Raw genomic sequence first — 21,247 nt, 5'->3', positions numbered from 1 at the left:
GCGGGAGAAAACTGCCTTTGGCCCGAAAGAGCGAGCAAAGAGGCGGAAAGCGATCAGAATATCCGATGGAGCCAGCAGGGAGACAGAGGGCGGGGTCAACATCCGGCGCTATCATTCAGAAGCACAGACATATCAAGGAATGCGGCCAAGCCTCAAAGTGCAGCATGACAGCGGTCAGAGCGAGACGCGTGCCGTTGACGCTCCATTGGACCCATAGGCAGAAACACGAACCCCATGAGATGGATACCATCTCATGGGGTTCGGACATACATTGAAGAAGACTGCGCTACTTACTTCGCCTTGCGCAGCATTTTGCCCCGCTCGACAGCGGCGGCGGTCAACTGCGCATCAAGTTCACCAGCGCGTACCGCCTCAACCAGCGTATCGATGATCGCGGGAAGAGCTGCCAGCTCTCCGACCTCGATTGCGTTCTTGTCCTTGGCGACGTCGATGGACTTGCCAGCATAGCGCAGCACGAAGAAGACCTTGCCCGCCGCGTCCGTGAACCAGCCCTGACGGACGCGCTTCGGCGTTTCGACCTCGACGCGCTGCCCTTCGGCGTTCTTTCTGCGGACAATATGTGTGGGGGTGAAGGCCTGACCGGCAATCTTTGCCTCTGCCATCAGCTTCTGCTCTGCCAGTGCCGCTACCATCTTTTCCCGCGCCCGCTGAACCGGGTCGGCAGTGGCGCGAACTGGAACGGCAGACGTAAGCTTGAGAGCCTTGAGATGAGACATGCTGTAATCCTTTCCGAAACCGTTGAACGTGTGTTCCGGGATATAGCCGTCTGCCAAAAGGGCGAGTGGATATTTGATATCCATTTTTGAACGAGTACAGGTCAACCGAAGAGGACGAGTAACCTTCGGGGGTTTTCGTTGGCGATCTGGAGCGATTGTAACGCAAGCTGTTGTTGCGTCTTTACCGCGGCGAGTCTCGCTGATGCGTCTTCCATCTCGGCATCAACAAGTCTGCTAACACCTTTTTCAATAGACGCCCTTTTGACCATCAAGAGCTGATCTGTCCTTTCCATATACTGTTGAATGCTCCCTACACGAGCCATTAAATCTGTCAGTTTTCCCAAACGCTCGTCCCATTGGCGTATTACCTGATCCCAAGCATCATGACGATCTGCTCCATATTTTTGGGTGTACATCTCAACTGTGCGAACCATGTCGTTGCTGTGGATTATAGGTTCGGTCCGCCCGCCAGATGCACTCACGCTCCAATTGGTGAACGTCTTTATGCCTGTAGAGCGTCGTATTCCGTCGGAACCTGTGACAGATAGGCTGAAAGAAGGATCGAAAAGACCTCCATTTCCAGGGTCCATATTCGAGAAGGTAGCCTCGTCCTTATGACTATCATTAACGAGGAGAGTATCGGTCAACGGAATTTCGACTTTCATAATCTGTCCGTGAACATAACCGGTCACAAAGGTATTGACGACGTCCTTTGCCTCCACAGAGCTGTTATCTTGCATGTATAAAAGGTTAGTCCCTGCAAAGGATGAACTCATAAAGATCGATCTTATCTGCTGCATGTGGTGATCGATATCCGTTGCCACCTTGGCCTGTTGCGATTGCGCATAGAGGGGATCGACGGTTTTCCAGTCGTCACTCGTACTGTAAAGATAAGAAACATCAGGCGTGGGCATTGATGCTGCGGTCACTAAAAGGGATTTTATGGACATGAACTCTCCCATAATGGCATCGAGTCCAGCGTAAGTGGTATCGAGAACAGCGCGTGTGATACCTATCGCATCCGAAACTGCTGTTAGGGCTTTTTGGTCAGATTTCATAGTGGTCGAGATCGACCAATAGGCGACATTGTCTGATGCCTGACCTACTCGCAGGCCGGTACTGACCTGCTGCTGCGTTTCGGTTAGATTTGTTCCGACGGCTTGAAGCGTTTGCAGCGCGGCCATGGCGGAATGGTTCGTCAGGATACTGGTCATTGTCGCCTCGGACCCTATGCCCGCCAGCCACGCCATCGTCCTCGCATAGACGTTTGCGCTCGCGTGCAATTAACCTTCTCTTAACCATGCTGGATGCACTAATCTCCTTAAACCTGCGATGATTTGCATCGCACTCCTGCAATCTCATCCCGCAAGCCAGATGCGCACGCTGTTTTAGCCAATTGCGCTTCATGCCCTCGCTCGCCCCTCCAGCGCCGCTATGTTAGCGGCACGCGATATCAGGAGGCAGAGACATGAGCAACGATAAGAGCGCGCTTCCGACCCGCGCCTATTCCTACGTCCGTATGAGCACCGCCAAACAGCTTCGCGGCGACAGCTTGCGCAGGCAGCTTGAGCGCTCGCGGGCCTTTGCGGATGAACACTCTCTGCTTCTGGACGATAGCTTGCAGGATCTGGGTGTCAGCGCGTGGAGGGGCAGGAACTTCAAACAGGGTGCGCTTGGCAGGTTTCTGGCGATGGTGGAAAGCGGAGAGGTACCAAAAGGGAGCTACCTGCTGATCGAAAGTCTTGACAGGCTTTCGCGCGAAGCCGTGCCGGATGCTCTGACGCTGTTCATGGCGATCATCAATGCCGGGATCACCATTGCGACGCTTGGTGAAGATCGGCAGGTTTACAGCCGTGACACACTCAATGGGGACTGGACCAAGCTTATCATCGGCCTTGCGGTGATGTCGCGTGGACATGAAGAAAGCCAAACCAAGAGCGAGCGGGTGCGGGCGGCGAACACACGAAAGCGCGAACGTGCCAGAGACGGCAACGGTCAGATTACCAGCGTTACACCTGCATGGATCGACGCAGCGCGAACCGGGACGAACTCTTATAGCTTCACTCTCAATGATCATGCAGAAGCGGTGAAGGCGATCTACGAGATGGCAGCACGTGGGCTAGGCGCGACGGCGATTGCGCGCAAGCTCAATTGGGACGGCGTTCCGGCGTTCAAGAGCAGGAACGGATGGTATCAAAGCATCATTAAGGCTTTGCTGCGCCGTCATGATGTCATCGGCACATTCCAGCCGCATCGCATGCAGGACGGCAAGCGCGTCCCCGATGGCGATCCGATAGAGAGTTATTTCCCCGCCGTCATCGACAAGGAGTTATTCCTGCGGGTGCAAGCCATGCGCAACAATCCCGGCAGACCAGGCCGAAAGGGTAACACCTTCGCCAATCTGTTCACTGGCCTTTGTCACTGCGCCCACTGCGGCGGGCCTATGACGATCAAGTTCAGTCGCGTCAAGGGGAATGAGAACGGTCGATATCTCGTATGCAGCAATTACGTTCGTGGACAGCGATGCACGGATGGCACCCGGCATTTCCGTTATGAGCCATTCGAAGCTGCCATTCTGGATAATGTCAGGGAGCTAGATTTTGCCACCGTCCTGCAACGGCAAAGAACCAATGACGCTGTGATCAAGATGGATGAGGCAATCGCCGTTCTGGCGATCAGCATCGAAGAGCTACGGCGCAAGGAGCATAGGCTTGCCGCCGCCATAGAGGATGACAGCCAATCACTGGAAACCCTTATCGCGTTGCTCCGTCTACGACAGAGCGAACGTTACGCGGCAGAGCATGACTTGCGGGATCGCCAGCAGGAGCGTCAACGGCTCTCAGCACGCAATTGCGATGAAGCTGGAACCCTTAATCGCCTGGCAGCTCTGCGGCGGGCGTGGGAGGAAGCGGCGGATGCCAACGCGCGATACATTTTACGCGCAGAAGCGCATGCAGCAGTCGCCGAACTTATCTCGGATATCTGTTTCGACAGCGCAAACCTATCGGCAGTCGTCGTGGTCGGGAACGGTATCACCGCCTACGGGATCAAAGACGGCAAGGTTATTGGTGTTTTCCGGCCTGTCTCTGAGTAACCGCCTTCACCACTCCTTATGATCCGGCCTCAGCTGATCCTTGCGGCGCTCGGTGCTCACCTGACCGTAATGCTTGTCGATCATCGCAATAGAGGTTCTCGTATTTCGAGCGATGTCATATACATCCACGCCCCGCGCTATCATCTCCGAGATATAGTAGTGCCGTAGCGAATATGTCGTGCGCGCCACGCCACGAAAGTCCGTCTGTAGATTGCAAACTTTCAAAAGCTCTGAGAAGCCTTTTTTGAAACTCTGAATGCGTTGACCATTCTGATCGGCAAATACAGGATCGTCATCATGTGGCTCCCGCCCAAGCTCACGTTCGAAAGCATCCCAAAGCGCGTGGAGCCATGGAATAACAGATAGCTGTGGCACGACGGCGCCATGCTTGCCTTTTCCCTGCACCTGAAACCGCACATCCTGCTCTGCCAGCTTGCTAAGACGCACAGAGCGGAAGCCGACGACATGGCCCCAATTGAGGTTCTTGAGTTCAGTCGGTCGCATGCCCGTACCCGAAGCGATTTCGATGTGGGCGTGGAGTTTCAGCCTGTCGGAAATCACATGCATGTTCTGCCGGAACTGCCGCCATACCCGGCCATCGCGCCCTCGGATCGGCGTTCCCTGCCCGCTATGATCAGGGTAAATGCGCTGAAGGCTGGTACCGATGAGGGTTTCGAATTCCTCCGGCGTAAAGCTGGGGCGACTGTTATCAATCCGCTTGCGAACCTTGATGTCAGGAATATCGAGCTTACCGCAATAACCCCATTTAACGGCCTGCTGAAACAACGCCCTGACGATGGTCAACTCACCCCTCTGCCTGCTCACCGTCGGAACTTCATGACGCGCCGAACGTCGCAGGATTTTACCATTGCGTTCATATCGGATGAACTCGATATCCTTACCCGGACCGGACACCCAGTAATTGCGCCGCCACTCCATATAGCGTTCGATGTCGGGTTCACGGATGGTATCAATCGGCTTATTTCCGAAGAAGCCGACAAGGTAGCGCCGGATAACGGGAGGCCAATCGCGTGGGTGATACTCACTCCGGTCCTTTCGTTCACTTTCCGCGATCACCAGCTTGATAAATTCCTCTGCGACTTCGGAGAAGGGGCGGACAACCGCTGTGAAGCCATTCTTCACGCGATAGTTGGCTTCGCTCCATATCTGATAGGCCTTGTGATGAGCTTCTTCATAATTCTCGGTCTCAAGACTTTTTCGAACCTGTCTGCCACCCGCTGAAAAGCGGACCGACCATATGGTCCCACCGGGGCGTTGAAACAGGGCAAATGGCTGCTTGGTACGCTGCAACATGAAACTCTCCGCGATCGGTTACGTTGCTAGCACGCCTGCGTTAAAGCTGCGCTAATCCAGGCCGTAGCAGGCAGGACGAGCCTTGAAGGGAAAGAGCAATTTTGTGGGGTGTGCTAGATGTGCGCTAGCGTATTTCCAGCGCAAGCAGGATCAAAGAGCTTTTCAAAACACCAATGATATTAAGGATTTAATGGTGCCCGGAGGCGGATTTGAACCACCGACACGCGGATTTTCAATCCGCTGCTCTACCAACTGAGCTATCCGGGCACTACAGGCTCTTGAAGAACCTTCGCTTTTTGAAGCGCCGGGGAGTGTTCCGCCCCGGAAGTGAGCGGGGTTATAGCAGCTTGTTCGGCCATGGCAAGCGCCCAGGCGAACTTTTTTGACAGTTTTTCTTCGGGCTTTTTTAGAGCCTCTAACGATACCAAAACGAGAGAGGTGAGGAAGCAATCTGCTCCTCGCCTCTCAAGCTTGAGGGGCCGCTCTTATGCGCCAATCGAAGGCTTACTGTTTCGATCCTGCGGTGAGGCCTAACGCGAACGGAACGGCCGCTACCATCAGGGCAATCATTGGTGACGAGGCAAAAATCCGGCTGGCGAGCGAGGTGATGGCCACCGAGCGCACCACTGGCAACCAGTTTGACACGTCGGAGGCAGAGCGTGATGGCGTGTTGCGCGATGCGCTCAGTTTCTCGACGTCTCGACGAACCTCATCGAGGTCGCGGCGTAGCTCGGCGATCTGCGCGCGCAACGACGCTTCTTCCGCAGGCTTTCTACCGGGTTTTGGCGGAGCTGGGCGCCTATCGAGCGTTTGGAGTGTGCCGTCGGCTCGCTCTTCGTCCAACTGGGCCAGTTCGTCCTCCAAGTCGGCTGGTTTGTCGAAACCGTGGGATCGTGCGGGCGCTCTCATTCACATCTCCTTTTGGAAAATCCTTGGGCTCCCGATCGTGCTCAGGAGAACTCCCTCTCCAAACGCCGGAGGGGAGAAAAGGATGCAGTGTCGCCTGGAGGAAGCGCGACGCGCTAGAGGCCGAGCGTCCTATTGGACGCACAAGGACGCTCAATCTTCTTTGATCCACGCATCGTGCTTTCCGAAAATCGAGTCCGATTTTCCGGCCGATGCTGTCGCACAAAAGAAAAAGGCGACCGATGGCCGCCTTCTTGTTGTTTCGAACTGTTCCGCTCAAGCGGCCTTGGCAGCCTTGGCGTAGGGGTCGAAGCGACCGTAGAAGGTCTCGCCCTTGGCAGCCAGATCCTTTAAAAGCGGGGTCGGGGCAAAGCGCGGGCCATATTCAGCCTCGAGCTTTTCGGCCAGCGCCACAAAATTCGCGACACCCATTCCGTCGATGTAGGACAACGCGCCGCCTGTATAGGGCGCGAAGCCGAAGCCGAGGATGGAGCCGACATCGGCCTCACGCGGATCGGTGACGATGCCCTCTTCCACCGTGCGGGCCGCTTCCAGTGCGACAGTGACGAGGAAGCGCTGCTTCAGAGTATCCATATCGACGTTTTCTGGCTTCTTCTGCGCGTAGAGGTCCTTCAGGCCGGGCCAGAGAGACTTCTTGGCGGGCTTTGGCGGGTAGTCGTAGAAGCCCTTGGAATTCTTGCGGCCGAAACGGCCTTCATCTTCCACCAGTTTCTTGACCAACTCCATATGGCGCGGATCGACGGCCTTGTCTCCGAGATCGGCCGCCGTTGCCTTCAGGATCTTGTAGGAAAGGTCGATTGCCACTTCATCGTTCAGCGCCAGCGGACCGACCGGCATGCCAGCGAATTTCGCGGCGTTTTCGATCATCGTCGGCGGAACGCCTTCGATCAGCATTTCATAGCTTTCCGCCATGTAGCGTAGCACGCAGCGGTTGACGAAGAAGCCGCGCGTGTCATTGACGACAATCGGGGTCTTCTTGATCTTGGCGACGTAATCCAGCGCGACGGCGAGCGCCTTGTCGCCGGTTTCCTTGCCGAGGATCACTTCGGTCAGCATCATCTTCTCGACGGGCGAGAAGAAGTGAATGCCGATGAAGTCCCCCGGGCGCTTGGAGTTCTTTGCGAGGCCGGTGATCGGCAGCGTCGAGGTGTTGGAAGCAAAGATGGCGCCCTCCGGCAGAACCGCTTCCACCTGTTCGATCACAGCCTTCTTCACATCGCGGTCTTCGAACACGGCCTCGATCACGAGGTTTGCAGTCTTCAGTGCGCTGTAATCCGACGTCGGCGTGATGCGTGCGAGAATGGCGGCACCCTCCTCCGGCGTCATCCGGCCCTTGTCAACCGAGCCCTTGACCAGACCTTCGCAGGTCGTCTTGCCCTTGGCTGCGGCTTCCTCATCGCGGTCGATCAGCGTGACGTCGAGACCTGCCACAGCCGTGACATAGGCGATGGAGGCGCCCATGAAGCCAGCGCCGACAACGCCAACATGCTTCAGGTCGCTCTTCGGCTGACCGGCAGGGCGGCGCGCGCCCTTGCCCAGCTCCTGCATGGAGATAAACAGCGAGCGGATCATCGCGAAGGCTTCTTTCGAACGAAGGATCTCGGTGAAGTAGCGCTGCTCGACCTTCAATGCGGTATCGAAGGGCAATTGCAGACCTTCATAGACGCATTTCAGGATAGCGAGAGCCGCCGGATAATTACCGGCGCTTTCACGGCGCAGGATCGCGGGTGCGGCTGGCCACAACTGTGCGGCCGCCGGCGTCCAAATGCCACCGCCCGGTGCCTTGAAGCCTCTTTCGTCCCATGGGGCGACGGCCTTCAGACCATCCTTGATCATCTGCTTGGCAGCCGGAATCAGCTGATCCGGCTCCACCACCTGATGCACGAGGTTCATCGCCTTGGCGCGCTGGGCAGTCAGAGACTGGCCGGTCGTCATCATCTGCAACGCCGACTGCGCATCTGTCAGGCGCGAAACGCGCTGCGTTCCGCCCGCGCCGGGGAAAATGCCGACCTTGACTTCCGGAAGCGCGATCTTGACGCTTTTCGCGCTCGAAGCCACGCGGCCATGGCAGGCGAGCGACAGTTCGAAGGCGCCGCCCATGCAGGTGCCGTTGATGGCGGACACCCACGGCTTGCCATTGGTTTCGATCTTGCGGAACAGGCCATTCATCTTGCCGACCAGATCGAAGAGCTTCTGGGCTGCTTCATCCGGGTTCTTCGTCTTCTCCTCATGGTAGAAGGAGAACATCGACTTGATCATGGAGAGATCGGCGCCGCCGGAGAAGGTGCTCTTGCCGGAGGTGAAGACCACGCCCTTGACGGCAGCGTCGGCCACCGTTGCATCAACGATGGCGTTCAGCTCTTCCATCACCTCGGCGGTGAAGACGTTCATGGATTTTTCCGGCATGTCCCAGGTGACAAGGGCAATGCCGTCTGCATCGGTTTCGACTTTGAAATTGGTGTAAGTGCTCATTGTGGGATTCCTCTTCCCTGAATCGTAATGGCCGCTTCGCTTTCCTCGTCATCCTCGGGCTTGACCCGAGGATCCAAGCGCCGGGGGTGGATCCTCGGGTCAAGCCCGAGGATGACGGAGGGGCCGGCGCAGTTTCAGCCTCAGCCTATCAAACCCGCTCGATCACCGTCGCGGTGCCCATGCCTGCACCGATGCAGAGCGTGACCAACGCGGTGTTGAGATCGCGGCGTTCCAGTTCGTCGAGAACGGTGCCGAGGATCATAGCGCCCGTGGCACCGAGCGGATGGCCCATGGCAATGGCGCCGCCATTGACGTTCATCTTGTCGTGGCTGATGTCGAAGGCCTGCATGTAGCGCAGAACGACGGCGGCAAAGGCTTCGTTGAGTTCGAAGAGGTCGATATCGGCAATCGACATGCCCGTCTTCTTCAGAAGCTTCTCTGTCACGTCCACGGGACCGGTCAGCATCAGTGCGGGATCAGAGCCGATATTGGCGAAGTGCCGGATGCGCGCACGGGGCTTCAGACCCATGCTTTCGCCACCCGCCTTGGAACCAACAAGCACCGCAGCTGCGCCATCAACGATGCCCGAGGAGTTGCCGGCGTGGTGGACATAATTGATCCGCTCCACTTCAGGATGGGCCATGATGCCGACGGCTTCGAAGCCGCCCATTTCACCCGGCATCTGGAAGGAGGCGTTGAGCGAGGCGAGCGCCTGCATGTCGGTGCCCGGACGCATATGTTCGTCACGGTCAAGAATGGTGATACCGTTCTGGTCCTTCACCGGAACGACGGAGTTCTTGAAGTAGCCGTTTTCCCAGGCGTGCGCTGCACGCTTCTGACTTTCCACTGCATAGGCATCCACGTCGTCGCGGGAGAAGCCGTATTTCGTGGCAATCAGATCGGCCGAGACGCCCTGCGGCATGAAGTAGGCGGGGAAATTGACCGACGGGTCCATGTACCAGGCACCACCCGACATGCCCATGCCGACGCGCGACATGCTTTCCACGCCGCCTGCAATGACGATCTCGTCCGAGCCTGCGGCGACCTTGCCGGCGGCGAAGTTGACGGCGTCGAGGCCCGAGGCACAGAAGCGCGAGATCTGCATGCCCGGCGCCTTGGTGGAGTAGCCAGCTTCAAACGCTGCCGCCTTCGGGATCACGGCACCGGCATCCATGACCGGATCGACACAGCCCATGATGATGTCATCGACGGTCGCCGTATCGAGCCCGTTGCGGTCGCGGATGGCTTCCAGCGTCTTGGCGGCAAGACGAACGGACGGCACCTCGTGCAGGCTGCCATCCTTCTTGCCACGTCCGCGCGGGGTGCGGACGTGGTCATAAATAAAAACGTCGGTCATATCTCATCTCCCTGTGGCAGCTGACTGCCTGAAAATCGTTGGAGGCCGCATGCGGCCTCCTCGCCCAACTCAGAACGCTTCGGCAGCAAGTTCCATCATCGTGTCGCTGCCAGCTTCGATGCGGGTCTTGCGCAGCACGGTTTCCGGCATCAACCGCTCCATGAAGAAGCGCGCGGTGACGAGCTTTGCCTTCAGGAATTCCTCGTCGGAAGAACCGGACGCCAGCGAAGCTTGCGCTGCCTTGGCCATACGGGCGTGCATGTAACCAAGGACCACCAGACCGAAGAGGTGCATGTAGTCGGTGGAGCCTGCACCGGCATTGTCAGGCTTTGCCATGGCATTCTGCATGAACCACATGGTTGCAGCCTGCAGATCGTTCAAGCCCTTCTTCAGGCCCTTGGTGTAGACGACCAGATTTTCGTTCGCGCGGTTCTCCTCGCAGAAATCGCCGATCTCCTTGAAGAGCGCCATGACGGCGCGGCCACCATTGAGACCGAGCTTGCGACCAACCAGATCGAGCGCCTGGATGCCGTTGGCACCTTCGTAAATCATGGTGATACGGGCATCGCGGACATACTGGCTCATGCCCCATTCTTCGATATAGCCATGACCGCCATAGACCTGCTGGGCAGCAACCGCGTGGTCGAAGCCCTTGTCGGTCAGCACACCCTTGACGATCGGAGTGACGAGGCCGAGCAGGTCATCCGCCGCCTGTCGCTCCGCTTCATTGGTCGAACGATGTGCAATGTCCGATTGCAACGCGGTCCATAGAAGGAAGGCGCGGCCGGCTTCGTTATAAGCGCGGATCGTCATCAGCGAACGACGAATGTCGGGGTGGACGATGATCGGGTCCGCCTTCTTGTCCGGGTGCTTGGCACCGGAGAGCGAGCGGCCCTGGATGCGATCGCGGGCATAGTTTGCAGCGTTCTGGTAGGCAATCTCGCCAATCGAGAGACCCTGAAGACCGACGCCGAGGCGCGCCTCGTTCATCATCACGAACATGGCCGAGAGGCCCTTGTTCTCCGCACCGATGAGGAAGCCGGTCGCGTCGTCATAATTCATGACGCAGGTGGCGTTGCCGTGGATGCCCATCTTGTGCTCGATCGCACCACAGACGACGCCATTACGCTCGCCAAGCGAGCCATCGGCATTGACCAGGAACTTCGGCACGATGAAGAGCGAAATGCCCTTGGTACCTTCAGGTGCCCCTTCGATACGGGCGAGTACCAGATGCACGATATTGTCTGTCATCGAATGTTCGCCGGCGGAGATGAAGATTTTCTGGCCGGATATCTTGTAGGTGCCGTCACCCTGCGGAACCGCCTTGGTGCGCAAAAGGCCGAGATCGGTGCCGCAATGGGGCTCGGTCAGGTTCATGGTGCCGGACCACGTGCCAGCCACCATGTTGGGCAGATAGGTCTGCTTCTGCTCATCCGTACCGTGCACGAGGATCGCGGCGATCGCGCCCTGCGTCAGGCCTGGATACATCATCAGGGACAGGTTGGCGGACGACATGAATTCGCCGACGGCGGCGTGCAGCGTGTAGGGAAGCCCCTGCCCGCCGAACTCGACCGGCACGGCAAGACCGCTCCAGCCGCCTTCGCAATAAGCATCATAGGCCTGTTTGAAACCGTCCGGCACGGAAACCGAGCCGTCTTCGGCACGCTTGCAGCCCTGCTGGTCGCCGGAAAGGTTGAGCGGGAAAAGCTGTTCTTCGGCAAGCTTCGCAGCCTCGCCGGTAATCGCCTCGATCATGTCGGGCGTTGCGTCTTCGAAACCGGGCAGGTTGTTGTAGCGCTCCAGACCCAGAACGTCGTTCAGAATAAAAAGAGTGTCTTTGACAGGGGCCTTGTACACAGGCATTACCGATGTTCCTCCGCATCGTTCGCCGGACCTTATCCGGCCTCAAGATGACCTCACAATATTTGACGTGCGCGTAAACGTCAAATGTCTTTGGCGAGATTTTTCCCATCGTCTCGACTCGCAACAACATATTGCAACTTTGACTAAGTTCCGCCCCGCGGAGCCATAAAGAAAGTATTAAAGCAGTAAATTCTAATTAACTTTTAATTAACCATAGATAGGCAATTGTCCTGTTTTAAGGAAGTGCTTCGGAAACGACGCAGTTCCAGCGAGGACGAACGGCATACCCCTCTCCAGTCGGTGGACAGGTAAAACGGCAAAGACGAAGCGAGCAGGAAGATGAGCGGATTGCGATCGAATTCCCGAGGACAGAGTGACAGATCGTCGCTGGACGCGCTCAATCGCACCATTGAAGGCCTGGAAGCACGCCTGGAAGACCTGCTGGGCGGGCCGATGGAACGAAACCGTCGCGAGCCCCCTGCCGAACGCCCGCCAGAGCGCGCACCTGCTCCATCCCGTGCCCAGCGCGAGCCCGAGTCGCGCCGCTTCGACCCGGTCGATGAAATTCGACGCCGTCAGCAGGCGCTCGACGATCGTTGGGGTCGCGACGGCTACGACGCTCCGCGGTCTGCTCGCAGTACAGCGCAGCCGGAATCGCGCCGTTACGACGAGCAGGATTACCGTGCCTCCACCGCCATTCCGGCCTATCGCGCGCGGCCGGCAGCACCGGTCGAAGCATCGCGTGTCGAGCGCAGCCGCCCGTTGCGTGCAGCACCAGCCGCCCCTGCGCAAGCCTCTCAGGGCGACGCAGCGTTGCGCGAAGTGGCCGAAGCACTCGTCAACCTGCGACAGGAATTGAAGAACGAACTCTCCGAAGGAGTTGCCCGAGAGATGCAGGGTGTTCGCAGCGAGTTGCGCAACATCCGCTCCTTTGCCGAAAATCAGGATTTCGCCGAGGATATTCGCGAAGACGTTGCCCGTCTTGCCGCAAGCATCGACCGCCTCAGCGCGACGTCCGGACCGGATTCCCAGGCACTGCGCTCTGAGGTAGAAGAGCTACGCTCGCTGGTGGAGCAGATGGCTCGCCAAGACAGCATGCACAAGATGGAGCGTCGCTGGGACGAGGTCGAAGACACGTTGCGTGGCTTCGACCAGACAGCGCTGAAAGAAGAGATCGTCGCGCTTGCCTATCGGCTTGACGACATCAAGAGCGACCTTGGCAATGCCAATAACAGCCCGGCCATCCGCGCGCTGGAAGACAAGCTCATCACCATGGCGGGTTTTGTCGAGCAGCTGGGCCGCCGCATTCAGCCGAACGAGAATGTCCTCACCGAACATTTCTCCGGTCTCGACCAGCGTCTGGATGAAATCAGCCGCGCGATTGCCGCCACGTCCACGCGCGCTCAGCACTCTGCCGATGGCGCGCTGGCCGAACGACTTGAGAACCGCCTGAACGGCCTGGCGCGTCAGCTCGACCAGTTGAAGGATATGAGCGCTGAGAAGGACAAGCCGTCCGACGCGCTGACGGGCCGTCTCGATGCGCTGGCAAACCGCATCGAGGAGCTGTCATCGGATCGCCACATCTCGAAGCTCACCGAGCAACTCGACCAACTCTCCGCCTATCTTGAGCAATCCAAGCGCGCATCGACGCAGCCCGAACTGACGTCGTTCCTCATCGACATTTCCAAGAAGATCGATCTGCTCGACAATGGCGCGGTGAATGACAAGCTGGCCGAGCGGCTGGACAAGATTGCTCGCCGCATCGACGATATTGAGACGCGACCGGTATCCGGTAAAACCGCAGCCTATGATTCTGCCTTCCTTCGCCTTGAAGACCGTCTCGGCAAGATTGCCGCCAAGCTCGACGAGACCTCTCGCTCCCGCGACACGGATCCGGGTGCGTTGGCGAGCCTCGAAAGCCACATCGCCAATCTGTCCTCGATGCTGAACGAGCAGAGCCACGCTCAGCCGATGGGCATGTCGCCGGAGCTCGATGCGCGGATGAGCGCGATCGAAGACTATATGGCGTCCAATGACGAATATATCATCGAGGCCGCACGGCAGGCAGCGGAAGCCGTGCTGGAAGCGCACACGCGCAACAACCTGGCGCAGACCGCGAGCCCCGCGGACATGGTGTTGCTCTCGGAGCTGGCGAACGACCTTCGCAAACTCGAAGGCCTGAGCCGCAATACCGATGAACGCACTCACCGCACTTTCGAGGCGCTGCACGAAACCCTGCTGCAGATTGCAAGCCGCCTGGACGCGCTGGATGATCGCCGTGGCTCTCAGTCTGCCTATGAGCAAGAGCATCCGGCCTCATCGAACCCTCCGATGCCATTCGCCAGCTTCTCGGAAGAAAGTCTCTCCTCGCTGGCAGCTGCGACCGCGACATCTTCCTACGATGGGGATACTGCTACCACCTTTGCGCCTCCCGCAGCGGCAAAACCTGTTGCCGAAGAAAAGCAGGGCCTGCTTGCCAGCCTGACCCGCCGGTTCAAATCGGGTGCAGCCAGATCCGAGGCAGAAGGGTCTGCCGCAGCAAACGCGCGCACCAGCGTCAACCCCGCACCGGCTCTCGATCCGATCGATTTTCTCTCGTCCGACGATGAAAATGAACTCCTGGAGCCAGGCTCCGGTGCTCCGGATGTGAAGAAGATTCTGGAGCGTGTTCGCGCCAGCCAGAACGCTCAACGCGCTGGCGATAAGGACGGCGACAACCGCGCCGATTTCATCGCGGCCGCACGTCGTGCCGCCCAGGCCGCCGCACTTGAAACCATGCCCGAAAGAGCGCCAAACTCCGGGTCGGCAAAAAGCGGTCGCAGCCCCAAGGGCGCGTCCATGCTGGCGCGCTATCGTCGCCCACTTCTGCTTGGCATTGGCGCCATTCTTCTGGCGATGATGGCCATGCCCGTGGTCAAATCACTTGTCGGTTCCGATGCACCTCCCGCTCAACGGCTGACGACAAGCGCGGTCGACGCTCAGTCCGGTATTGCATTGTCTGCCATTCCGGGAGTGGCCGACCAAGCCGTTACAGAGCCCTCAACCGCCCCGGTTGACGAGACCGCTCAGGCGGAAGCCGACCGGATGCAGAGCGATGCCGATAAACAGGGTCATTTGATCGACACGCGGCCGATTGGCGGCGCACCTCTGCCGCAAGAGGCACCTGCCATCAATGTCGCAGCACCCCGCGCTGAACTGGGCGTGGCGGAGCGGCTTCAGCCGAGTGCGACACCGCAGACCGATATGGGCAGCACCTATACGAGCCAACCCGATACCGCCGCGCCACAGGCCGAACCGGCCATCGCCATTCCGGCTGCCATCACGCCCGCCTCTCTGGCAGAGGCAGCGGGCAAAGGCGACGCGCTAGCGCTCTTTGAAATCGCCGCACGCTATACAGATGGCGTTGGCGTCCAGGCCGACCGTGCAGAGGCGGCGAAATGGTACAAGCTTTCGGCAGACCGCGGTTTCGCACCGGCGCAATATCGTCTCGGCAACATGTATGAAAAGGCAAATGGCGTCGAACGCAATCTGCCGGAAGCCAAACGCTATTACGAAATGGCTGCAAGCCAGGGTAACGCCGGCGCGATGCACAACCTCGCCGTTCTCTTGACCTCTGATGCCGCTGGCCAGCCGGATTACAAGGCGGCGGCGGACTGGTTCATCAAGGCCTCCGAACTCGGCGTTCGCGATAGCCAGTTCAACCTCGCGATCCTCTACGCGCGCGGCAGCGGTGTTCAGCAGAGCCTGGAAGAGTCCTATAAGTGGTTTGCCATCGCCGCACGCGATGGCGATGCCGATTCGGCCCAGAAGCGTGACGACGTGGCAAAGGCGATGAAGCCGGAGCAGCTTGCCAGCGCCAAGGCCAAGGTCGACGCGTGGAAAGTGACGCCGCTCAATGAAGACGCCAACTCGGTGAACCTTCCCGATGAGTGGACCAATGCCGGCGGCGTGAAGACCTCCTCCGTCGACATGCAAAAGGCGATCCGCAACATTCAGGCCATCCTCAACAATAACGGCTTCAAGGCTGGTACGCCGGACGGCAAGCTTGGCAAGACCACGGTCGCCGCCATTCGGGAATTCCAGAAATCCGTGGGTCAGACTCCGGACGGTCGCATTACCGACGAGCTGGTGACAGCGCTTCTCGCCCGCAACAAGTAATTGAGCGAAAAACAGAAATGTTAAAGGGCCGGGACGACATTGTCGCTCCGGCCCTTCTTCTTTTCAAATTATCAACGTATTTGCCGTTGAATGATTGACACGTTCTGCCCTGCCGGGCATGACGAAGAAGAGGCCTAAAGCCTTCTTTCAGACAGAGTTTTGAATTGGCGGACGGTTAAGCTTCGTGCGGGCCGGGCGCCCGGAACCATTGCCCGAGGTCCGATTGTGACTGTCTATCTGCCCATTGCGGAATTGTCGGTGAATGTCTTCATCATCCTCGGCATGGGCGCGGCTGTCGGTTTTCTTTCGGGCATGTTCGGCGTGGGCGGCGGTTTCCTCATCACCCCGCTCCTGATCTTCTACAACATCCCGCCTGTCGTGGCCGTTGCCACCGGCGCAAACCAGGTCGTCGCCTCTTCGGTGTCCGGCTCGATTACCCATTTCCGCCGTGGCACGCTGGATGTGAAGCTGGGTTTCATGCTTTTGATCGGCGGCTTGTGCGGGGCGACCGTCGGTGTGTGGCTCTTCACCCTGTTGCGCAGCATCGGCCAGCTCGACCTGATCATTTCGCTTCTCTACGTCGTTCTGCTGTCGACTGTCGGCGGATTGATGTTGAAGGAAAGTATTTCCGCCATTCGCCGCACGGCACGCAATGAAACCATTCCGCTGCGCCGTCCCGGTCACCATAACTGGGTGCATCGCCTGCCGTTGAAGATGCGCTTCAAGAAGTCGAAGCTCTATCTCAGCGTCATTCCGATCATCGCGCTTGGCTTCGCGATTGGCATCCTCACCTCCGTCATGGGTGTCGGCGGCGGCTTCATCATGGTGCCGGCGATGATCTATCTCCTGCGCATTCCGACAAATGTGGTTGTCGGCACATCGCTGTTCCAGATCATTTTCGTCACCGCCTATACCACCATCGTGCAGGCGGCGACGAACTACTCCGTCGATATCGTGCTGGCCTTCATTCTCATGCTAGCGGGTGTCATCGGCGCCCAATATGGCGTGCGCGTCGGCCAGAAGCTGCGTGGCGAGCAGTTGCGCGCGCTTCTGGCGCTTCTGGTTCTGGCCGTCGGCATCCGCCTTGCCATCGGACTTGTGGTGCGTCCGGAAGATCTTTTTTCCGTCGCGGTCGGGGGGCTTGGCTATTGATGCGCGCTGCCCTCCTGGCATCGTTGGTGGTTTTCTGCGCCGGCACAGCTCTGGCGCAAACGCCCCCGCTCGCGGTCTCTCCAGACGCCCAGGGCAAGCCGCGGACGCTTCAAGAGAACATCGAGATCGGTGCGTCGACCACCGAAATTTCGATCGCCTCGGATTTTCGCGGCGCGGATTTCACCCTCTTCGGCGCGCTCAACAACGTCGACCAGTTGCTGCTTGCCATCGGGCAATACGACGTCGTGGTCACGCTGGAGGGCCCGAACGAATATACGACCGTGCGTAAAAAGAGCCGCGTGGCGGGCATCTGGATCAATACCAGCGCCATCACCTTCGCGCCGCTGCCGGAATCCTATTCCATGGCCAGCACCCGCAACATCAACGACATCGCCTCTCCCGGCACGTTGAAGGCGATGGGCCTCGGCGTCGAGCATCTTCCACTGAACAGTGCGGTGTTTTCCGGCGTGCCGGACAATGTCTATGATTTTCAGGAGGCCTATCGCCGCCTGAAGCTTGCCAGTGGTATCTATCGTAACGACACGACTGGCGTGCGGCTGGAGCGAACCGGCCTCTTCTGGGCAACACTCCGCCTGCCTGCCAACGTGCCGAATGGCGTGCACACGGCAAGGGCCTATCTGTTCAAGAGTGGCATGCCTGTTGCTCAAAGAGAGCTGAAGCTGCGCGTGGTTAAAACCGGCATGGAGCAGGCCATCACCGATGCCGCGCACCAGACTCCGGTTGTCTACGGTATTCTCTGTGTGCTGACGGCGGTAATCACCGGCTGGGGCGCGAGCCTGTTGTTCCGCAGGGACTGATTGCCCCTTATCCCAGCAGGCTTCCGAACCGAACCGAATAAATGCGGTCGCGTCCCATCAGGTGCGCGATAAGATCGGCATGATCGAACAGGCCGCGCATGGCCTTGTGGCGAAGGTCAAGGCCGCCGCTCATGACACCGAAGGCAGGCATCAGCAGGCGTGCCCCATCGGTGGCGAAACAGGGACGGCGAACCGTCTTGTCACGGCGGCGCACGGTCGCGGACGGATGAAGGTGTCCGGCGATTTCGCCCTTCGTGTCCACACCCTTCAGCTTCGGCTCGTGGCGGAAAACGAGGTTGGCGTAGAACATCTCATCGACGGACGAGCCCGGCAGATCGACGGTTCCATCGGGATCATGGTTACCGTTGATCCAGATCCATTCGCGGCCTCTTGCCATCTCCTTGATGATCTCGCGCAACGGCAGTGGCAGATGTTCGGAGCCCTTGCGGTCATGGAAATTGTCGCCAAGGCTGACGACGATCTTCGGGTCGTAGCGAGAAATCAACGAGGCGAGGATTTTCAGGGTCGCGATCGTGTCATAGGGCGGCAGCATCATGCCGCGCCGTGCGAAGGCCGCCCCCTTTTCCAGGTGAAGGTCGGATACGACAAGCAGCGACAAATCCGGCATGTAAAGCCCGCCCAACGGGTCGCAGAGGGCCGCAACGCCGTTCACGGCGGTTTCGGCACCAAAGCATTCAAAGCCGGTGGACAATCTTTCGCTCAAGGCAAGTCGGCTCAGCACGTCTTCTCGAATTCCCTGAGAGCAATCTGGCTGCTCTCCCTTTTGTTTCCACGCATCTTCCGGCGTGGCCTTCGAAAGAAGCCTACGCCATCGCCTCGGCGATCAGCTCGTCGGCGGCTTCGGCCAGCACATCGTCCTGCGCTTGTCCCACAACCGTTTCGCGACCGATTTCCAGCATCACGGGAACGGCAAGCGGGGAGACATGGTCCAGAGCGCGGTGATGCGTGTGGCCTTTGATTCGCCTTAGCATATCGCCAAGTCGAGCAATGTCCAAAAGTCCAGCCGAAGCATCGCGTCGCGTGGCTTCCAGCAGGATGTGGTCCGGCTCATGGCTACGAAGAACGTCATAAATAAGGTCGGCTGAGACGGTGACCTGACGCCCGGTCTTTTCCTTGCCGGGATGACGGCGTTCGATCAGTCCTGCGATGACCGCGCAATTGCGGAAGGTGCGTTTCAAAAGATAGGATTCATCGAGCCAAGCTTCGAGGTCGTCACCCAGCATATCCTCATCCAGAAGGTCGGCAAGAGACAGTCGGCGTGATTGGAGGCGCTGACCCATATCCTCCATTGCCCAGACGGCGAGCGAGTAATCGGTTGCCACGAATCCCATGGGCTTTGCCCCTGCCCGCTCCAGTCTGCGGGTTAGAAGCATGCCGAGCGTCTGGTGTGCCAATCGCCCTTCGAAGGGATACATGACCATGAAGAAGCGCTTGCGAAACGGAAAGGTCTCGACCAGCAACTCGTCCCGCTTCGGGATGATCGACTTTTCCTTCTGGATCGCCAGCCAGTCGCGGACCTGATCGGGCAGGGTATGCCAACGCGTGGGGTCGGCAAGCATGGAGCGCACCTGGTCCGCCAGATAGGTGGAAAGCGGAAACTTGCCCCCGGCATAGGAAGGGATCTTCGGGTCCATGGAGAAAGCTTGGCTGACAAGGCATTCATTCTCTCGGATGCCTTCGAAGCGCAGGACCTTGCCGGCAAAGAGGAAGGTATCGCCCTGGACCAGTTGCTCGAGAAAATGCTCTTCCACCTTCCCGAGCGACATGCCGCCGCGCCCGAGCGTGCCCTTGGCATTGCGCTTGACCATGCGGACATTCAGCTCGGCGGCTTCGACGATGGTGCCAAGGTTCAGACGATATTGCTGTGCGACCTGCGGATTGGAAACGCGCCAGCGCCCATCCTTCATCTGGCGGATGCGGGCATAGCGTTCATAGGTGCGCAGCGCATAGCCGCCGGTTGCGGTGAAATCCACCACGCGGTCGAACATCTCGCGCGACAGATCGGCATAGGGAGAGGCGCTGGTCACTTCGCGATAAAGCTCGTCCGCGTCGAAGGGTTCGGCGCAGGCCATGCCGAGCACATGCTGTGCCAGCACATCCAGCGCGCCCTCGGCTATCGGTGGGGTATCCTGCGCGCCGATGTAATTCGCATCGAGCGCCGCGCGGCATTCCATCACCTCGAAACGGTTGGCGGGAACGAGGATCGCCTTGGAGGGCTCATCCATGCGGTGATTGGCGCGGCCGATACGCTGTGCAAGGCGGCTTGCTCCCTTCGGGGCGCCCACATGCACGACGAGATCGACATCGCCCCAGTCGATGCCAAGATCGAGCGTGGAGGTGGCGACGACGGCGCGCAGCTTGTTGTCGGCCATGGCCTGTTCCACCTTGCGCCGCTGCCCGGCATCCAGCGAGCCGTGATGAAGCGCGATTGGCAGATTGTCGTCATTGATCGTCCAGAGTTCCTGAAAGATCCGCTCGGCCTGCGAGCGGGTGTTGACGAAGATCAGCGTCGTCTGGTGGTCTTTGATCTCAGGATACAAATCCTGCATGGCGTAGCGGGCCGAGTGGCCCGACCATGGAATACGCTCCTCCGTCTGCAAAATTGCAATATTCGGTTTCGCGCCGCCCTCGACGGTGATCAGCCCCGCCGGTGGTTCGCCGTCCACCTGTGGCGCGAGATAGCGCTGCAAATCCATCGGATCTGCCACCGTTGCCGAGAGGCCGATGGTGCGCATGGCAGGCGCGTGGCGGCGGATGCGGGCGAGCGCCAGCGACAAGAGATGGCCGCGCTTGGAGGTAACGAGCGAGTGCAACTCGTCCAGCACCACATACTTCAGATCCTTGAAGAAGCGCTCTGCCTCTTTGTTGGCGAGCAGCAGCGAGACCTGTTCGGGCGTGGTTAGAAGAATATCCGGGGGTTTGAGCTTTTGCCGCTGGCGCTTGCCCTGCGGTGTGTCGCCGGTGCGGGTTTCTACCGTGATCGGCAGGCCCATCTCCGAGACCGGCTTCATCAAGTTGCGCTCGATATCGACGGCAAGCGCTTTCAGTGGCGAGATATAAAGCGTGTGGACGCCGACAAAGGCAGAGCCCGGCGCCACCTTGCCGCGCTCGGCCAGATCGGTCAGGGATGCCATGAAACCGCCAAGCGTCTTGCCGGCGCCGGTCGGCGCAATCAACAGCATGTTTTCGCCAGCCCGTGCCCGGGCGGACAATTCCAGCTGATGCGCACGCGGGCTCCAGCCTTTTTCCGCAAACCATTTCTGGAAGGGTAAAGGCAGGGTTCCGGCACTTTTCGCCAGTATGGGCGGATCGATGTGTTTCACCCCTCTAAAGT

General features: G+C 58.9%; 13 protein-coding genes and 1 tRNA gene. 4 read left to right on the top strand and 10 right to left on the bottom strand.

All coding sequences use genetic code 11. The annotated features are described in order from the left end of the window. Positions 1 to 290: 290 nt before the first annotated feature. Both QE435_RS15865 and QE435_RS15860 read right to left on the bottom strand, forming a co-directional pair. Entirely contained in the window at positions 291 to 737 is a 447-nt protein-coding gene (locus QE435_RS15865; RefSeq protein ID WP_349041963.1) for a DUF6641 family protein, read from the bottom strand. Positions 738 to 838: 101 nt separating this feature from the next. Continuing rightward, entirely contained in the window at positions 839 to 1,951 is a 1,113-nt protein-coding gene (locus QE435_RS15860; RefSeq protein ID WP_349041962.1) for a flagellin, read from the bottom strand. Between the two features lie 254 nt (positions 1,952 to 2,205). Between QE435_RS15860 and QE435_RS15855 the strand changes: the two genes are divergently transcribed. After that, a complete protein-coding gene (locus QE435_RS15855; RefSeq protein ID WP_349041961.1) occupies positions 2,206 to 3,831 on the top strand; it encodes a recombinase family protein in 1,626 nt (541 codons plus the stop codon). Positions 3,832 to 3,837: 6 nt separating this feature from the next. On the opposite strand, the gene QE435_RS15850 is transcribed toward QE435_RS15855, so the two are convergent. From QE435_RS15850 to QE435_RS15825, 6 genes are all read right to left on the bottom strand, one after another. Then, on the bottom strand, positions 3,838 to 5,145 hold the full coding sequence (locus QE435_RS15850) for a tyrosine-type recombinase/integrase (RefSeq protein ID WP_349041960.1): 1,308 nt from the start codon (positions 5,143 to 5,145) through the stop codon (positions 3,838 to 3,840). 191 nt (positions 5,146 to 5,336) lie between these two features. Continuing rightward, a tRNA-Phe gene (locus QE435_RS15845) sits at positions 5,337 to 5,412 on the bottom strand. Positions 5,413 to 5,649: 237 nt separating this feature from the next. After that, positions 5,650 to 6,054, bottom strand: coding sequence for a hypothetical protein (locus QE435_RS15840; protein WP_309772349.1), 405 nt, complete (start codon positions 6,052 to 6,054; stop codon positions 5,650 to 5,652). 273 nt (positions 6,055 to 6,327) lie between these two features. Then, complete coding sequence (locus QE435_RS15835; protein WP_349041959.1) at positions 6,328 to 8,544, bottom strand: FAD-dependent oxidoreductase; 2,217 nt, start codon at positions 8,542 to 8,544, stop codon at positions 6,328 to 6,330. 148 nt (positions 8,545 to 8,692) lie between these two features. After that, the gene (locus QE435_RS15830; protein WP_296105704.1) at positions 8,693 to 9,901 is read right to left on the bottom strand and encodes an acetyl-CoA C-acetyltransferase; all 1,209 of its coding nucleotides are present in this window, start codon (positions 9,899 to 9,901) and stop codon (positions 8,693 to 8,695) included. A gap of 69 nt (positions 9,902 to 9,970) precedes the next feature. Then, entirely contained in the window at positions 9,971 to 11,764 is a 1,794-nt protein-coding gene (locus tag QE435_RS15825; RefSeq protein WP_349041958.1) for an acyl-CoA dehydrogenase C-terminal domain-containing protein, read from the bottom strand. Positions 11,765 to 12,103: 339 nt separating this feature from the next. On the opposite strand from QE435_RS15825, the gene QE435_RS15820 reads away from it, so the two are divergent. From QE435_RS15820 to QE435_RS15810, 3 genes are all read left to right on the top strand, one after another. Continuing rightward, the gene (locus QE435_RS15820) at positions 12,104 to 15,922 is read left to right on the top strand and encodes a peptidoglycan-binding protein (protein ID WP_349041957.1); all 3,819 of its coding nucleotides are present in this window, start codon (positions 12,104 to 12,106) and stop codon (positions 15,920 to 15,922) included. 225 nt (positions 15,923 to 16,147) lie between these two features. Further along, a complete protein-coding gene (locus QE435_RS15815; RefSeq protein ID WP_306930905.1) occupies positions 16,148 to 17,074 on the top strand; it encodes a sulfite exporter TauE/SafE family protein in 927 nt (308 codons plus the stop codon). Further along, on the top strand, positions 17,074 to 17,892 hold the full coding sequence (locus QE435_RS15810) for a TIGR02186 family protein (protein ID WP_349041956.1): 819 nt from the start codon (positions 17,074 to 17,076) through the stop codon (positions 17,890 to 17,892). The genes QE435_RS15815 and QE435_RS15810 overlap by 1 nt, the downstream gene beginning before the upstream one ends. A gap of 7 nt (positions 17,893 to 17,899) precedes the next feature. On the opposite strand, the gene pdeM is transcribed toward QE435_RS15810, so the two are convergent. Next, on the bottom strand, positions 17,900 to 18,634 hold the full coding sequence (gene pdeM, locus QE435_RS15805) for a ligase-associated DNA damage response endonuclease PdeM (protein ID WP_349041955.1): 735 nt from the start codon (positions 18,632 to 18,634) through the stop codon (positions 17,900 to 17,902). Positions 18,635 to 18,716: 82 nt separating this feature from the next. Then, complete coding sequence (locus QE435_RS15800) at positions 18,717 to 21,236, bottom strand: ligase-associated DNA damage response DEXH box helicase (protein ID WP_349042879.1); 2,520 nt, start codon at positions 21,234 to 21,236, stop codon at positions 18,717 to 18,719. Positions 21,237 to 21,247: the final 11 nt, after the last annotated feature.

The organism is Agrobacterium sp. SORGH_AS 787 (assembly GCF_030819035.1).
GTDB lineage: Bacteria > Pseudomonadota > Alphaproteobacteria > Rhizobiales > Rhizobiaceae > Agrobacterium > Agrobacterium larrymoorei_B.
Note: the sequence above shows the minus strand (reverse complement) of the source record. Positions and strands in the feature narration are given on the sequence as shown.

What these genes read in the sequence shown, in the direction of transcription:
- QE435_RS15810 (WP_349041956.1), top strand. Translation starts at nt 17,074, where the DNA reads ATGCGCGCTGCCCTCCTGGCATCGTTGGTGGTTTTCTGCGCCGGCACA.
- QE435_RS15860 (WP_349041962.1), bottom strand. Translation starts at nt 1,951, where the DNA reads ATGACCAGTATCCTGACGAACCATTCCGCCATGGCCGCGCTGCAAACG.
- QE435_RS15835 (WP_349041959.1), bottom strand. Translation starts at nt 8,544, where the DNA reads ATGAGCACTTACACCAATTTCAAAGTCGAAACCGATGCAGACGGCATT.
- QE435_RS15830 (WP_296105704.1), bottom strand. Translation starts at nt 9,901, where the DNA reads ATGACCGACGTTTTTATTTATGACCACGTCCGCACCCCGCGCGGACGT.
- QE435_RS15825 (WP_349041958.1), bottom strand. Translation starts at nt 11,764, where the DNA reads ATGCCTGTGTACAAGGCCCCTGTCAAAGACACTCTTTTTATTCTGAAC.
- QE435_RS15820 (WP_349041957.1), top strand. Translation starts at nt 12,104, where the DNA reads ATGAGCGGATTGCGATCGAATTCCCGAGGACAGAGTGACAGATCGTCG.
- QE435_RS15865 (WP_349041963.1), bottom strand. Translation starts at nt 737, where the DNA reads ATGTCTCATCTCAAGGCTCTCAAGCTTACGTCTGCCGTTCCAGTTCGC.
- QE435_RS15855 (WP_349041961.1), top strand. Translation starts at nt 2,206, where the DNA reads ATGAGCAACGATAAGAGCGCGCTTCCGACCCGCGCCTATTCCTACGTC.
- QE435_RS15840 (WP_309772349.1), bottom strand. Translation starts at nt 6,054, where the DNA reads ATGAGAGCGCCCGCACGATCCCACGGTTTCGACAAACCAGCCGACTTG.
- QE435_RS15850 (WP_349041960.1), bottom strand. Translation starts at nt 5,145, where the DNA reads ATGTTGCAGCGTACCAAGCAGCCATTTGCCCTGTTTCAACGCCCCGGT.